This is a genomic window from Microbacterium sp. NPDC087592 (assembly GCF_044743585.1).
In the GTDB taxonomy this organism is placed as follows: domain Bacteria; phylum Actinomycetota; class Actinomycetes; order Actinomycetales; family Microbacteriaceae; genus Microbacterium.
The window spans coordinates 47,922-61,832 of the sequence record NZ_JBIUWT010000003.1; the positions used below are offsets into that span (position 1 = coordinate 47,922).

Sequence of the window (13,911 nt, forward strand, 5' to 3'; positions counted from 1 at the left end):
AATGCAATACCGAGTATATGCATACTCGGCAACTATTCGGATCTTCTCGTGGAAGGCTCGTGCAGGCGACGTGCAGGTCACAGGCCGGTAACATGGCAAAGCATGCCTGGCGTCGGGTTCACCGGCGGCCGGCGATTTACCCACTGACAGGGAGATGACATCCGTGGCCAATCCTCTTGAGAAGCTGCTGCGTGCGGGCGAGGGGCGGGTCATCCGCCGCCTGAATCAGGTCGTCAAGGCAGTGGGAGCGCTGGAAGAGGACATCTCCAAGCTCACCGACGACGAACTGCGCAATGAGACCGTCGAGCTGCGCGCGCGCTTCGAGAAGGGCGAGACCCTCGACCAGCTCATGCCCGAGGCCTTCGCCGCGGTACGAGAGGCGGCCAAGCGCACGCTCGGCATGCGCGCCTACGACGTGCAGATCATGGGTGGTGCCGCGCTCCACCTCGGCAACATCGCCGAGATGAAGACCGGTGAGGGCAAGACCCTCGTCGCGACCCTGCCCGCGTATCTGAATGCGATCGCCGGCAAGGGCGTGCACGTCATCACGGTCAACGACTTCCTCGCGAGCTACCAGGCCGAGCTGATGGGGCGTGTGTTCCGTGCCCTCGGCATGACCACCGGCATCATCGTCTCCGGCCAGACGCCCGCGGTCCGCCGGGAGCAGTACGCGGCCGACATCACGTACGGCACGAACAACGAGTTCGGCTTCGACTACCTGCGCGACAACATGGCGTGGCGCAAGGAAGACCTCGTCCAGCGTGAGCACTTCTTCGCGATCGTCGACGAGGTCGACTCGATCCTCATCGACGAGGCCCGTACGCCGCTCATCATCTCGGGCCCGTCCTCGGGCGAGGCGAACCGCTGGTTCGCCGAGTTCGCGAAGATCGCCCGCACGCTCGAGGTCGGCGAGGACTACGAGGTCGACGAGAAGAAGCGCACCGTCGGCGTGCTCGAGCCCGGTATCGAGAAGGTCGAGGACTACCTCGGCATCGACAACCTCTACGAGTCGGCCAACACCCCGCTGATCTCGTTCCTCAACAACTCGATCAAGGCACTCGCGCTGTTCAAGAAGGACACCGACTACGTCGTGATGAACGACGAGGTCATGATCGTCGACGAGCACACCGGCCGCATCCTGGTCGGCCGCCGCTACAACGAGGGCATCCACCAGGCGATCGAGGCCAAGGAGGGCGTGCCGGTCAAGGCCGAGAACCAGACCCTTGCCACCGTCACTCTGCAGAACTACTTCCGCCTCTACGACAAGCTCGCCGGCATGACGGGTACGGCCGAGACCGAGGCCGCGGAGTTCATGTCGACCTACAAGCTCGGCGTCATCCCGATCCCGACCAACCGGCCGATGATCCGCAAGGACCAGTCCGACCTCGTCTACAAGAACGAGACCGCCAAGTTCGCGCAGGTCGTCGAGGACATCGCCGAGCGTCATGCCGCCGGCCAGCCGGTGCTGGTCGGAACGGTGAGCGTCGAGAAGAGCGAGTACCTGTCGCGCCTGCTCGCGAAGAAGGGCGTCAAGCACGAGGTCCTCAACGCGAAGAACCACGCACGCGAGGCCGAGATCGTCGCCCGCGCCGGACGTCTGGGCGCCGTCACCGTCGCCACGAACATGGCCGGCCGAGGCACCGACATCATGCTCGGCGGAAACGCCGAGTTCCTTGCGGTCCAGGAGCTCAAGGGCAAGGGGCTCGACCCCGTCGAGACGCCCGAGGAGTACGAGGTCGCGTGGGATGAGACCTACGAGTCGATGAAGAGCATCGTCGCCGAGGAGGCCGAGAAGGTCATCGAGGCCGGCGGGCTCTACGTGCTGGGCACCGAACGACACGAGTCGCGTCGCATCGACAACCAGCTCCGTGGCCGTTCCGGGCGTCAGGGCGACCCCGGTGAGAGCCGCTTCTACCTGAGCCTGACCGACGACCTGATGCGTCTGTTCCAGTCGGGTGCCGCGGAGGCGATCCTCGCCCGCACGAACTTCCCGGACGATGTGCCGATCGAATCGGGCCTCGTCTCCCGAGCGATCCGCAGCGCCCAGTCCCAGGTCGAGTCGCGCAACGCCGAGATGCGCAAGAACGTCCTCAAGTACGACGACGTCCTGAATCGTCAGCGCGAGGCGATCTACGCCGACCGTCGACACATCCTGCAGGGCGATGACATCGCCGACCGCGTGCAGCACTTCATCGAGGATGCGATCAGCGGCGTGGTCCGCGACCACACCGGTGAGGGGCACAACGAGAGCTGGGACTTCGACGCGCTCTGGACCGAGCTCAAGACGCTCTACCCGGTCGGCGTGACGATCGACGAGGTCGTCTCGGAGGCTGCGGGGCGCAAGGGAGGGATCACGGCGGACGGACTCACCCGCGAGCTGCTCTCCGACGCGAAGATCGCATACGAGGCTCGCGAGGAGGCGCTCGGCGAGGCTGCGACGCGCGAACTGGAACGTCGCGTGGTGCTCCAGGTGCTCGACCGCCGCTGGCGTGACCACCTCTACGAGATGGACTACCTCAAGGACGGCATCGGCCTGCGCGCGATGGCTCAGCGCGATCCGCTCATCGAGTACCAGCGCGAGGGCTACGCGATGTTCCAATCGATGATGGGGCAGATCAAGGAGGAATCCGTCGGGTACCTCTACAACCTCGAGGTCGAGGTGCGTCGGGCCGGAGATTCCCAGACCGCCGAGGTCGAGGCCAAGGGGCTCGCTTCCGACGGGGGAGAGCAGCGTCTCGAGTACTCCGCAGCGAACGATGCAGGCGAAGTCGAGGTCCGCAACGATCGCGGTCAGGTCCAGCAGGCGGCCACCGATCGTGTCCGTCAGGCGGCGGCTCGCGCTCAGGCCCCGCAGACCGAACCGGAAGAGGCGCCACGAGGCGCCTTCGGGCAGCGCACCGATGCGGAGGCTCCGGCCGCCGGCAACCGCGAGCAGCGTCGCGCCCAGGGCAAGAAGAAGAAGTAGCTCCCGCGCAGAGGAGAGGAGGGCCAGTCCGGGTGGATTGGCCCTCCTTTCGTCGCTGTAGGCTTGGTCGATGACACCAACGCGCAACTTCGACCAGTCGTCGAAGCTCAAGAACGTCCTGTACGAGATCCGCGGAAACGCGCTCGTCGAGGCGGCGCGTCTGGAGGCCGAAGGCCACAAGATCCTCAAGCTGAACACCGGGAATCCGGCGATCTTCGGCTTCGATGCTCCTCATCAGATCGTGCACGACATGCTTGCGTCGCTTCCGTCCGCGCATGGCTACAGCGACAGCAAGGGCATCATCTCGGCCCGCCGCGCGGTCGTGAGCCGCTACGAGCAGATCGAGGGCTTTCCCCGTTTCGACCCCGACGACGTCTATCTCGGCAACGGCGTCTCCGAGCTCATCACCATGACGATGCAGGCGCTGCTGGACGAGGGCGACGAGGTGCTCATCCCGGCCCCGGATTACCCCCTCTGGACAGCGATGACCAGCCTCGCCGGCGGCACGCCCGTGCATTATCTGTGCGATGAGGATGACGAGTGGCAGCCCGATCTCGAGGACATCCGCTCGAAGATCACGCCGCGCACCAAAGCTCTCGTCATCATCAACCCGAACAACCCCACCGGCGTCGTGTACTCGCGCCAGATCCTCGAGGGGCTCGTGCAGATCGCTCGTGAACATGAGCTCCTGCTGCTGTCGGATGAGATCTACGACCGGATTCTGTTCGACGGCGCCGTGCACATCCCCACCGCGACCCTCGCTCCCGATCTGCTCTGCCTGACCTTCAACGGGCTGTCCAAGACCTATCGTGTCGCGGGCTACCGCTCGGGCTGGATGGTCATCACCGGGCCGCAGGGCCACGCCAAGGGATTCATCGAGGGCATCACGCTGCTGGCGTCGACGCGACTGTGTCCGAACGTTCCCGCCCAGCACGCTGTGCAGGCGGCGCTGTCGGGCGTACAGTCCATCGACGCGCTGATCGCCCCGACCGGTCGCCTGCGCGAACAGCGTGACATCGCGTGGGAAGGCCTCGAGTCGATCCCGGGGGTCTCGTGCGTCAAGCCGCAGGGAGCACTGTACGCGTTCCCGCGTCTCGATCCGAACGTGCATGAGATCCGAGACGACGCCCGCCTGGTCTACGACCTGCTCGTCTCGGAGCACATCCTCCTGGTGCAGGGGACGGGTTTCAACTGGGCGACCCCGGACCACCTCCGACTCGTCACGCTCCCCGAGCCCCGAGTATTGAGCGAAGCCGTCGAGCGACTCGGGAACTTCCTCTCGAGCTACCGGCAGTAACGGGCTCCGCGTCGACGGGAGACAGCGTCGCCGCGAGCCCTCGAATGCCGGCGACGAGCGTCGAGCGCGGTGTGACATCCGTCATCGGGCGGGCATGCAGCAACGAGGCATCGGCAGCGCGCTGGTCGAACGGGAGGAATGTGACGTCCGTGATTCCCGCGAACCGCTCGAGCGTGCGTCGAACCTGCCCGCGGGCATCGATCCCCAGCGGTCCCGGCCGGACCTGATTGACGACGACCGACACCGGCGTCGGCGCGGTGAGCCGGCGGACTTCTGCGTGATCCCGGAGGAATCGGCTGATCCCCAGCGGATCGGCTGCGGCCACGGCGACGATCAGGTCGGCTTCGCTCAGCGTCGCCGACGTCGCGGCGTGGCGTCGAGGGCCGGCGATATCGTAGGTCACCTCGTCGTCTGCATCGAAGGCTCCCGCCACATCGACGACCGTCTCTTCCCGCCACTCCCGACACGCGCCCAAAGCCATTCGGAGACGGGCCGCCCCCAGTTCCGGCCATCGGCTCGGGCGGTTTATACCGGCGAGCACCTCGACCGCCTCGCCGCCGCCGGTGGCGACCGTCGTGGCGAGTCGAGTCAGCTCCGTCGCGTCGAGGGTGCCTCGCTCGGCACGACGGCAGGCCGCAGCGATCCCGGGTGCGTCGTCGCTGAGCCCGAGCAGCAGCGCGAGTGATGGAGCGACCGTATCGGCGTCGACCAGGGCGGTGGCGCGGCCGGACCGTGCGAGTTCCACCGCGAGCTCGATGGCGATCCTGGAGCGGCCCGGTGCGCCGTGCGGCCCCCACACGGCGATGACCCGGTGCGGATGGAGTGATCGAGGTGCACTCACGTGGTCGGCATCGGCGCGCAACGCCGCCGCGACCTCCCAGCCGGCCGCCTCGGGCGGCAACGCGGCAGACAAGCCGAGTCGTCCGAGCAGGCGGCTGTCGGCACCCCCGAGCGGGAGGATGCGGACTCCCGCCCGATCGCAGGTGGAAACCAACTCGGCCGTGAGTACTGCACGTGCGGCCGTCACGATGATCGCCTCGGCGTCACGAGGGAGTTCGAGATCGGCGGCGGGCAGAGGCAGGATGGCGAGGACAGAGACTCCCTCCATCTCCAGCTCCGCAGCCAGTTCGGTGGCGCGCGGCTCCGGGATCGCCACGACGACAGCCGTCACGAGCCGGCCCCGACCGGGAGGACGGAGAGTGCTGCGCCTCCGGTGATCGCGGCGAGCACATCGGCTGTATCGCTCCTGTCGATCACGAGTTCGAGCCTGGCCGCGGTATCTGCCAGCATGCCGTTCGACTCGATCACGTCGCGGACGACCACGTCCGTGACGAGGATTCGCGGAGTGTCGTACGTGCGCCCGTCGTCGAGCGGTGGGGCGAACCAGACGTCGACGACCGAACCGGCCTGTACCTCGCCGGGGATCCCGGTGCTGCTCTCGACCACGATGGTGGTGCTGCGGTCTCGGTCGGCATCAGCCAGCGCAGTCGTCGGCACGATCTCGCCCTTCGTGAGTGTGCGCGCTGCGACCTGACCGGGCTGCAGATCTTCGGGGCCGAGGTAGTCGTCGCCGGACAGGCCCAGCCCGACCTCGATCACCTGGAAGTCGCCCGCACTCAGCTTCTCGCCCTGCACGATGGTGCGGTCGGCTCGGAGCACCGGCTGCGCCTGGTCGGATCCGGTGACGATGAGCCACACTGCGGTGATGGAGAGCACGACCAGAACGATCCCGACGAGGAAGCGGGTGTCGCCCCAGAACGCACGCCGAGGGCGAGAGAGGGAAGCCATGGCGATATCGTCACAGAAATCCCGGATGTGCTCCGCCGGTTATCCACAGGACCGCGGAGCGCCTGATCCTCCTGATCCCGTCGTGGAGAATGGGGGGATGGCACCCCCAACCCGGCCCGCGTCGCGATTCCTCGCCCCCGCGCAGGTGGCCGAACTCCTGAGCATCGGTGTGGACGAGGTGATCGACCTCCTCCATGAAGGAAGGCTCCGCGGAGCGCAGCTCGGATCGCCGCCGCGCTGGCGAGTCGAGGAGTCGAGTCTCGAGGGCTATCTGGCGGAGGAATCGGAGAACGCCCGCCGCATGGCGTTGTGGAGACAGTCGCAGGTCGCGAGCTTTCCGGAGGTCTGGGGCACCTCCTCGGCTCACCGCAGCTGATCTCCCGGGGTGCGCACGGCGACGAGCGTTGAGAACGGGATGATGCGGAAGCCGTGCACAGCTCCGGCGAGACGCGCCTGCCTTGGATCGTGCAGCGCCAGATCGAGGTGATCCGCTGCCGCACGGTCGATCGTGCCGTGGGCGTCGTCGCCGACGTGCACGCTGATGTGCACCGGGACCCGTCGTCGAGCGAGATCCCGCAGCACGAACCCGAGTGTCATCCGCTCGCGTAGCGGGTGCACCTCCGTCGCAGAGTCATCGAGGCTCGCCAGGATCATGCCGTGGTCCGTCGTGATGCCGGCGACGGCGTGCAGGGGGAGGATCAGTGCCGATGCTCCCGTGCCCGTCGTGTGGCGGGAGCCGCCGATATCGCGCGAGGCCACGGCGAGCCAGTCTGCTCCGAGCGCCTGGAGCGTGACAGGCAGCCGTCGTCCGTTCACGAGGTCGATCGTCGCGTCGGTGCCGGCGCTGCACAACGTCCGGAGGCGGGCGCGCAGGTCCAGCTTCGCGATCCGTAGTCGCTCGGACTCGGCGTCGAGCACGGCCCGCTCCGCCTCCCAGCCCGACGCCAGCTGGCCTTCGAGGTCTTCGAACAGACGATCCCAGTGCACCCGACAGAGCGTAGGCGACGGCCGGATCTCACGTACGAGTTATCCACATAGTTGCTCGATGCGCCCCCGCCGGGGGACGACACGGTGCTGTACTGACGGACTTCCAGACCTCCCCGACCGAGAGTTCGACATGATGCCTCACGAGTACTTCGCCGCCCAGCCCACGCCGACCAGCGAACTTCCCGATCCCGCACCGCTCCTGCGGAGTCTCACCACCGGCGTCCTCGAGGCTCTCGCCGGGATCCGGGAGGTCGATCAGCTCGCTCGCTGGCTCAGTGAGGATGCCTACCGAAGCCTGGTCACCAGAGCCAACCTTTCGGCGAGAGCGCGAAGCGCACGGGGTGTCGCTCCGGCGCGACCGGCGTTCGCGATCAGGTCGCTGCGCGTGGCCGAGCCTACCGACGGCGTGATCGAAGCCGTCGTCGTGGTGGCGGGGCCGGGGCGCACGCGCGCGGTCGCCATCCGGCTGGACGGCATCGATCGGCGCTGGCGTGCGACGTCCCTGGCCATCCTCTGACGGATCTGACCGTAGGCTGGTGGGGTGTCAACCCTCAGTGATCTCGCCCATGCCCAGGGTCTCCTGACCGACAGCGACGTCGAGTGGCTGCACCGACTCGCCGGTGACGGGCAGCTCCTCGCCGATCTCGCGTCGGCGGACATCGTCATCTGGATTCAGACGGAGGACGGTACCTTCATCGCGGTCGCTCATGCACGGCCGAGCGGGGCAGCGACGCTGTTCTACCGTGACATCGTCGGTGAGCGGGTGCGACCGCAGTGGCGCACGCAGGTCCAGGGCGCCTTCGAGTCGGCCGAGATCGTGGACTCGTCGTCGCCGGACTGGTTCGAGGAGACCCCGACCAGGGTGCGCGCCGTGCCGATCGTGAGCGAACGACGCGGCGCAGATGCCGGGCCCACCGTGATCGGCGTGGTGACCAGGCACACCAACCTGGGCGAGTTGCGCACTCCCTCTCGCCAGCAGATCACTTTCGACGAGTGCGCGAACGATCTGTTCCGGATGATCGCGGACGGCAGCTTCCCCGACCTCACTGCACCGACGTCACCGCGTCGGGGTGCTCCGCGCGCGTCGGATGGCCTCATCCGGATCGACGTCGACGGGATCAGCACGTTCGCCAGCCCGAACGCACTGTCTGCGTTCAACCGCATGGGGTTCGATGACGAGCTCGAAGGGGAGTCGCTGGCCGAGGTCACCACTCGGCTCGTCCCGCCCTCGCGGCAGGTCGATGAATCCCTGCCGGTCGTGGTGACCGGCCGCGCTCCCTGGCGGACCGACATCGAGGCGCGAGGCGTCACGGTGTCGTTGCGCGCTATCCCGTTGAAGGACCATGGGACGCGCATCGGCGCGATCGTGCTCTGTCGCGATGTGTCGGAGCTGCGGCATCAGGAGCAGGAGCTCATCACCAAGGACGCGACGATCCGCGAGATCCACCATCGTGTGAAGAACAACCTCCAGACCGTGGCGTCGCTCCTGCGTATCCAGGCGCGCCGCACCCACTCCGACGAGGCCCGTGATGCCCTCACGCAGGCGATGCGTCGCGTCGATGCGATCGCGGTCGTTCACGACACCCTGGCTCAGGGCCTCACGCAGAAGGTCGATTTCGACGAGGTCTTCCACCGGGTGCTCAAGCTCGTGGCCGAGGTCGCCTCGGCGCCGAACACGCGCGCGCGCACGCAGTCGACAGGGCGGTTCGGGGTGCTTCCGAGCGAGTACGCGACCCCCCTCGCTCTCGCGCTCACCGAAGTCGTCACGAACGCCGTCGAGCACGGTCTCGCCGGCCAGGAGGGCATCGTCACCATCGACGCCGCCCGGACCGAGGAGAACCTCCGCGTCACCGTGCGCGACACCGGTCTCGGTCTCCCCGAGGGACGGATCGGTCAGGGCCTCGGCACACAGATCATCCGCACCCTCATCCAGGGGGAGCTGGGCGGCACCATCGAGTGGCACGGAAGCGATGGCGAGGGCACAGAGGTGGTCATCGACATCCCTCTGCGCTGGCTCGATCGCTGACCGGCCGCACGCAGGGCAGACGAAAGCGGCCTGAGACCTCGTCTCAGGCCGCTTTCGTGCAGGTTCAGGAGGCGCGGCGTGCGCGTGCGGCGCGACGCTTCAGAGCGCGGCGCTCGTCTTCGGAGAGACCGCCCCACACGCCGGAGTCCTGACTGGTCTCCAGCGCGTACTGCAGGCAGATCTCCGTGACTGTGCAGGTGGCGCAGACGGTCTTCGCCTTCTCGATCTGATCGACGGCCGGGCCGGTGTTCCCCACGGGGAAGAAAAGCTCGGGGTCGACAGTCAGGCAGGCGGCCTTATCGCGCCAGTCCATGGGGGCTCCTCGGTGTGGATTTCAAGAGATGTCGCGATGCGACCTCTCGGATTCGGGCAGCAGTTCGGGTTCGGCTACCCTGGTGATGTGCGGACGGGATGCCCGCGATTTGTGATGCGAGCGTGATTGCTCGCCCCACGCCGCTGTGGGAGCACATGACTTTCTCTATTCTGTTACATGAAAACCCCGAAATCAAGGGTTTTGTTCTCTTTCGATGCTTGGGAGATGCTGTGCGCGCACCTGGAATCGCTCTCGCTGCAGCGGCGGTGCTCGCCGCGGAAGCAGCGGCACTCCTCGTCTTCGCGGTGATCGAACTGGTGGGGCTCGGCGCCGGTGACGCGGCGTCGTTGCCGACCGCTGTGGCCCTGATCGCGCTCACCCTCATCGGCGCCGCAGCGTTGGTGGCCTTCGCCATCGGTGTTCGCAGCGGCAAGTCCTGGGCGCGGTCCGGGGGAGTGGTGTTCCAGGTGCTCGCGGTAGCCCTGGCGCTGGCCTCCCTCACGCTGCAGCCGGTGTCGTGGGCCTTCACCTTCGGGGTCGGACTCCCCGGGCTTGTGGGCTTCGTGCTGCTGATCTCGAGCGCGCGCCGCGAGGGCGAGCAACGCGCGGCAGAGTGACCTCCGCGGCGCGCCGAGCGTGAACTCCGCGCCGGGTGTCAGGCGTCGATACCGAGCTGCTTGCGCAGGCGTGCCACGTGACCGGTGGCCTTCACGTTGTACTGCGCGAGGACGATCGTTCCGTCCTCGTCGAGGACGAAGGTGGAGCGGATGACGCCCTCGACGAGCTTGCCGTAGTTCATCTTCTCGCCCCACGCACCGTACGCGGTGTGGGTCGCATGGTCGGGGTCGCTCAGCAGCGGGAACGTGAGTCCGTCGCGTTCGCGGAACTTCGTGAGCGTGGCGGGCTCATCGCGCGAGATGCCGATCACTCGGTAGCCGGCGCCCTGGAGCGACGAGATGCTGTCGCGGAAGTCGCAGGCCTCCGTGGTGCAGCCGGGTGTCATCGCGGCGGGGTAGAAGTACAGCACCGTCTTCTGGCCGTGCAGATCGGCGAGGCGCACGGTCTTCCCGTCCTGGTCGAGGAGGGAGAAGTCAGGGGCTGCGGTTCCGGGTTCCAGGCGCTGGGTCACGTCTCCAGCCTAACGGCCGGGAGCTTGCTCCGCTTTGTCTGCGAACGTCTGGAGCAGACGCTGCAGGGAATCGAGCCGCGCACGGCCGGTGTCGCCGAGCTCACCCCGTTCCGCCGCTTCGATGAGCGCGCAGTCGGGGGCGTCCGCGAGGTGCGTGCACCCTCTGGGGCAATCCTGAGCGATCGCGGCGAGCTCCGTGAACGCGGCCAGGATGTTGGCGGGATCCACGTGGCCGAGACCGAACGAGCGGACGCCGGGGGTGTCGATCACCCAGCCGCTGCCCCCGGCCCCCTCATAGCGCAGCGAGACGGTCGAAGAGGAGGTGTGGCGGCCGCGTCCGGTGACCTGGTTCACATGTCCGGTGGCTCGCAGAGCCGTGGGCACGAGCGCGTTGACGAGGGTGGACTTGCCGACCCCCGAGTGGCCGACGAAGACGGTGGAGTGCCCGACGAGCGCTTCGCCGATCTCCTCTACGGGCATCTCCTCCTGCGCACTGGTGAACACGCGCAGGTCGAGACCGTCGAAGTGGGTGAGGAATTCCGTCGGGTCGGCGATGTCGGTCTTCGTGACGACCAGGAGCGGTCGTATCCCCGCGTCCAGCGCAGCGACGAGGTAGCGGTCGACGAGACGGGCCCGCGGCTCGGGGTCGGCCGCGGCGACCACGACGAGCATCTGATCGGCGTTCGCGACGATGACGCGCTCGACCTGGTCGGTGTCGTCAGCGCTGCGACGCAGAAGCGAGGTGCGCTCGACGATGCCGACGATGCGGGCGAGCGTGCCCTCGTCGCCCGAGGTGTCGCCGACCACCCGCGCCTGATCGCCTGTGACGATCGGCATGCGACGCAGTTCCCGGGCCCTGGTGGTGGTGATCATGCGCTCGTCGGCAGTGTTCTCGCGGAGGAGCACCGAATACCGGCCGCGGTCGACGCCGAGGACCCTGCCCACCTGGGCGTCCTCGTGCGCGGGTCGGCGCTTGGTGCGCGGGCGGTTCGCCTTGGGGTTCGGGCGCGTCCTGATGCTGCTCTCGTCGAAGTCCTCGAAGTCGTCATCGAGGTCGTCGCCGTCGTCGAGCCAGCTCACCATCAACCTCGCAGCATCCGCTCCCAGAGCATCGTGAACTCCGGGAGGGTCTTGGCGGTGGTTCCGATGTCGTCGATCTCGACGCCCGGAACGCGCAGGCCGATCAGTGCGCCGGTCGTGGCCATCCGGTGATCGTGGAGTGCGGCCCAGCTGCCGCCGTGCAGCGGGCGGGGGATGATGCGGAGCCCGTCCGGGAGCTCCTCGGCCTCCCCGCCGAGTGCGCGGAGGTTGCCGATGAGTGCCGCGATCCGGTCGGTCTCGTGGAGGCGGATGTGGCCGATGCCACGGATGGTCGTCGGGGACTCCGCGAACGCGGCGAGGCCGACGAGGGTCGGAGTCAGCTCGCTCGCCGCGGAGAGATCGAGGTCGAGACCGCGTATGCCGGAGCCGGCGCGCACCGTGAGGGTGCCGCCGTGTCGACCCACGTGCGCTCCGGTGGCCTGCAGGATGTCCGGCAGCAGCGCCCCCGGCTGCGTGGAGTGCGCCGGCCAGCCGGTGACGGAGACGGAGCCACCGGACACGAGGGCTGCCGCGAGGAACGGTGCGGCGTTGGAGAGATCCGGCTCGATCGCGATCTCCTTCGCACGCGGCACGCCGGCTTCGACGAGCCACTCGCCGACCGCTGGACGCTCGATGCGGATGCCGCGGCGGCTCAGAGCCTCGATGGTCATGTCGATGTGCGGAAGGCTCGGGAGGTGCTCGCCGACGTGGACGAGATGGAGTCCGACATCGAATCGAGGAGCGGCGAGCAGCAGCCCGGAGACGAACTGACTCGACGCCGACGCGTCGATCTCGACTCGTCCGCCGCGGATGCGCCCGTGACCGCGGATGGTGAACGGGAGCGCCCAGGTCCCCTCGTCGTCGATGTCGACGCCGAGATCCCGCAGGGTGCTGATCAACCCGCCCATAGGGCGATGCAGTGCGGTCTCATGCGCTGTGAGGTGCACGTCGTGCTCGGCGAGGCCCGCCAGCGGGGCGATGAAGCGCATCACGGTGCCCGCCTGGCCGCAGTCGATCGTCGTGCCACCACGGAGCTTCGCCGGGGTGACCACGAGGTCGGGGCCGAACTCGTGTCCGGCTTCCACCTCTTCGATGCCGACGCCGAGGGCGCGCAGAGCATCGACCATGCGTGCCGAGTCATCGGAATGGAGAGGAGCGATCAATCGGCCGGGGCCGTCGGCGATCGCAGCGATCATCAGCTCGCGATTCGTCAGCGATTTCGAGCCCGGAATAGTGAGCTCGGCGTGCACCGGCACGTCGGTGGTGGGCGCAGGATAGGTGCCCTGCACCCGGGCGGGGGAATACCTGTTGGCGCTCATCGGTTCTCACCTTAGTAAACGCAGGAAGCTTCGTCGCGAAAGACAGGCTCCTGAAAGCGAAGGAGAGAGAATGCCGGCGACCTTGGAGCGCGAGGTGATCGACCTCAGCGGCCTAGACTGGCCGGTGATGGATGACACCGCAACCGCAGACATCGTCGGCGACCCCCGACGCGAGTTCGAGGAGCAGGCGATCCCTTTCATGGATCAGCTCTACGCCGCCGCGATGCGCATGACGCGCAACCCCGCCGACGCTGCCGACCTCGTGCAGGAGACGTTCGTGAAGGCGTACGGCTCCTGGTCGACGTTCTCGCAGGGGACCAACCTCAAGGCGTGGCTTTACCGCATCCTCACGAACACGTACATCAACATCTACCGTAAGCGCCAGCGCGAGCCGTTCCAGGGCACGATCGACGAGCTCGAGGACTGGCAGCTGGGCGGTGCGGAATCCACGACGGCTTCGCACAGCCGCTCCGCCGAGGCCGAGGCCATCGACCGGATGCCGGCATCCGTGGTCAAGGACGCGTTGCAGGCCGTGCCGGAGGACTTCCGCCTCGCGGTGTACCTCGCGGACGTCGAGGGCTTCGCGTACCAGGAGATCGCCGACATCATGAAGACCCCCATCGGCACCGTCATGAGCCGCCTGCATCGTGGCAGGCGGATGCTGCGGGAGCTGCTGGCAGATTACGCCGCCGAGCGGGGCATCGCCGCGGCTGAGACGAGGAGCAAGAAATGAGCGACTGCGGCTGCGACAAAGCGCGTCAGGATCTGGAGGAGTACCTCCGCAACGAGGTGTGCAAGACCGAGCACACCGAGATCCGTGAGCACCTCGAGCACTGCCCGTCCTGCCGTGATGAGGCGCTCGTGGCGACGACCCTCACCGAGGTCATCGCCCGTGCATGCAAGGAGACCGCTCCCGAGCAGCTGCGTGACCAGGTGTTCGCTCGGCTCCGCGAAGCCCAGGCTGCCCAGCACTGACCGCGCGTCCGAGCCCGTCGCTAGTGTGGATG

The 13,911-nt window shown here is 67.6% G+C and carries 15 protein-coding genes; 8 read left to right on the top strand and 7 right to left on the bottom strand.

What is annotated here, in order from left to right; genetic code table 11:
- The first annotated feature begins 163 nt into the window (after positions 1 to 163).
- The gene (gene secA, locus ACIOTO_RS16560; protein ID WP_105710317.1) at positions 164 to 2,965 is read left to right on the top strand and encodes a preprotein translocase subunit SecA; all 2,802 of its coding nucleotides are present in this window, start codon (positions 164 to 166) and stop codon (positions 2,963 to 2,965) included.
- 70 nt (positions 2,966 to 3,035) lie between these two features.
- Complete coding sequence (locus ACIOTO_RS16565) at positions 3,036 to 4,262, top strand: pyridoxal phosphate-dependent aminotransferase (protein WP_105709675.1); 1,227 nt, start codon at positions 3,036 to 3,038, stop codon at positions 4,260 to 4,262.
- Here the strand turns inward: ACIOTO_RS16565 and ACIOTO_RS16570 are convergent.
- Positions 4,186 to 5,433 carry a CpaE family protein gene (locus ACIOTO_RS16570; protein WP_400858634.1) on the bottom strand — a complete coding sequence of 416 codons (1,248 nt, stop codon included), beginning with the start codon at positions 5,431 to 5,433 and terminating at the stop codon, positions 4,186 to 4,188. The two genes, ACIOTO_RS16565 and ACIOTO_RS16570, sit on opposite strands and share 77 nt — an antisense overlap.
- Positions 5,430 to 6,050, bottom strand: a complete 621-nt coding sequence (locus tag ACIOTO_RS16575; protein ID WP_400858635.1) for an SAF domain-containing protein — start codon at positions 6,048 to 6,050, stop codon at positions 5,430 to 5,432. Before ACIOTO_RS16575 ends, ACIOTO_RS16570 begins: the two co-directional genes overlap by 4 nt.
- Positions 6,051 to 6,147: 97 nt before the next feature.
- On the opposite strand from ACIOTO_RS16575, the gene ACIOTO_RS16580 reads away from it, so the two are divergent.
- Entirely contained in the window at positions 6,148 to 6,426 is a 279-nt protein-coding gene (locus ACIOTO_RS16580; RefSeq protein WP_029261953.1) for a helix-turn-helix domain-containing protein, read from the top strand.
- Here the strand turns inward: ACIOTO_RS16580 and ACIOTO_RS16585 are convergent.
- Positions 6,414 to 7,037, bottom strand: coding sequence for a hypothetical protein (locus ACIOTO_RS16585; RefSeq protein WP_400858636.1), 624 nt, complete (start codon positions 7,035 to 7,037; stop codon positions 6,414 to 6,416). The genes ACIOTO_RS16580 and ACIOTO_RS16585 overlap by 13 nt on opposite strands.
- A 130-nt stretch (positions 7,038 to 7,167) precedes the next feature.
- Here ACIOTO_RS16585 and ACIOTO_RS16590 point away from each other — a divergent pair, with 130 nt between their 5' ends.
- Both ACIOTO_RS16590 and ACIOTO_RS16595 read left to right on the top strand, forming a co-directional pair.
- Complete coding sequence (locus ACIOTO_RS16590; RefSeq protein ID WP_029261951.1) at positions 7,168 to 7,554, top strand: Rv3235 family protein; 387 nt, start codon at positions 7,168 to 7,170, stop codon at positions 7,552 to 7,554.
- 24 nt (positions 7,555 to 7,578) lie between these two features.
- Positions 7,579 to 9,063, top strand: coding sequence for a sensor histidine kinase (locus tag ACIOTO_RS16595; RefSeq protein WP_029261950.1), 1,485 nt, complete (start codon positions 7,579 to 7,581; stop codon positions 9,061 to 9,063).
- A gap of 64 nt (positions 9,064 to 9,127) precedes the next feature.
- Here the strand turns inward: ACIOTO_RS16595 and ACIOTO_RS16600 are convergent, their stop codons facing one another.
- A complete protein-coding gene (locus tag ACIOTO_RS16600; RefSeq protein WP_017203224.1) occupies positions 9,128 to 9,376 on the bottom strand; it encodes a WhiB family transcriptional regulator in 249 nt (82 codons plus the stop codon).
- A 230-nt stretch (positions 9,377 to 9,606) separates the two neighbouring features.
- Between ACIOTO_RS16600 and ACIOTO_RS16605 the strand changes: the two genes are divergently transcribed.
- A complete protein-coding gene (locus ACIOTO_RS16605; protein ID WP_036303399.1) occupies positions 9,607 to 9,993 on the top strand; it encodes a hypothetical protein in 387 nt (128 codons plus the stop codon).
- 38 nt (positions 9,994 to 10,031) lie between these two features.
- On the opposite strand, the gene bcp is transcribed toward ACIOTO_RS16605, so the two are convergent.
- Genes bcp through aroA form a run of 3 tightly spaced genes read right to left on the bottom strand, consistent with a single transcriptional unit; the run spans position 10,032 to position 12,904 of the window.
- The gene (gene bcp / locus ACIOTO_RS16610; RefSeq protein WP_105709680.1) at positions 10,032 to 10,505 is read right to left on the bottom strand and encodes a thioredoxin-dependent thiol peroxidase; all 474 of its coding nucleotides are present in this window, start codon (positions 10,503 to 10,505) and stop codon (positions 10,032 to 10,034) included.
- Positions 10,506 to 10,514: 9 nt separating this feature from the next.
- Positions 10,515 to 11,585, bottom strand: a complete 1,071-nt coding sequence (gene rsgA / locus ACIOTO_RS16615; RefSeq protein WP_400858637.1) for a ribosome small subunit-dependent GTPase A — start codon at positions 11,583 to 11,585, stop codon at positions 10,515 to 10,517.
- Positions 11,586 to 11,587: 2 nt separating this feature from the next.
- Complete coding sequence (aroA, locus tag ACIOTO_RS16620) at positions 11,588 to 12,904, bottom strand: 3-phosphoshikimate 1-carboxyvinyltransferase (RefSeq protein WP_400858638.1); 1,317 nt, start codon at positions 12,902 to 12,904, stop codon at positions 11,588 to 11,590.
- 70 nt (positions 12,905 to 12,974) lie between these two features.
- Here aroA and ACIOTO_RS16625 point away from each other — a divergent pair, with 70 nt between their 5' ends.
- Positions 12,975 to 13,637 (top strand): sigma-70 family RNA polymerase sigma factor, encoded by a 663-nt coding sequence (locus ACIOTO_RS16625; protein WP_029261945.1) that lies wholly within the window; start codon positions 12,975 to 12,977, stop codon positions 13,635 to 13,637.
- Positions 13,634 to 13,879 (top strand): zf-HC2 domain-containing protein, encoded by a 246-nt coding sequence (locus ACIOTO_RS16630; RefSeq protein ID WP_029261944.1) that lies wholly within the window; start codon positions 13,634 to 13,636, stop codon positions 13,877 to 13,879. Before ACIOTO_RS16625 ends, ACIOTO_RS16630 begins: the two co-directional genes overlap by 4 nt.
- Positions 13,880 to 13,911 lie beyond the last annotated feature (32 nt).

What these genes read in the sequence shown, in the direction of transcription:
- ACIOTO_RS16600 (WP_017203224.1), bottom strand. Translation starts at nt 9,376, where the DNA reads ATGGACTGGCGCGATAAGGCCGCCTGCCTGACTGTCGACCCCGAGCTT.
- ACIOTO_RS16565 (WP_105709675.1), top strand. Translation starts at nt 3,036, where the DNA reads ATGACACCAACGCGCAACTTCGACCAGTCGTCGAAGCTCAAGAACGTC.
- ACIOTO_RS16590 (WP_029261951.1), top strand. Translation starts at nt 7,168, where the DNA reads ATGATGCCTCACGAGTACTTCGCCGCCCAGCCCACGCCGACCAGCGAA.
- ACIOTO_RS16630 (WP_029261944.1), top strand. Translation starts at nt 13,634, where the DNA reads ATGAGCGACTGCGGCTGCGACAAAGCGCGTCAGGATCTGGAGGAGTAC.
- aroA (WP_400858638.1), bottom strand. Translation starts at nt 12,904, where the DNA reads ATGAGCGCCAACAGGTATTCCCCCGCCCGGGTGCAGGGCACCTATCCT.
- ACIOTO_RS16625 (WP_029261945.1), top strand. Translation starts at nt 12,975, where the DNA reads ATGCCGGCGACCTTGGAGCGCGAGGTGATCGACCTCAGCGGCCTAGAC.
- ACIOTO_RS16580 (WP_029261953.1), top strand. Translation starts at nt 6,148, where the DNA reads ATGGCACCCCCAACCCGGCCCGCGTCGCGATTCCTCGCCCCCGCGCAG.
- ACIOTO_RS16575 (WP_400858635.1), bottom strand. Translation starts at nt 6,050, where the DNA reads ATGGCTTCCCTCTCTCGCCCTCGGCGTGCGTTCTGGGGCGACACCCGC.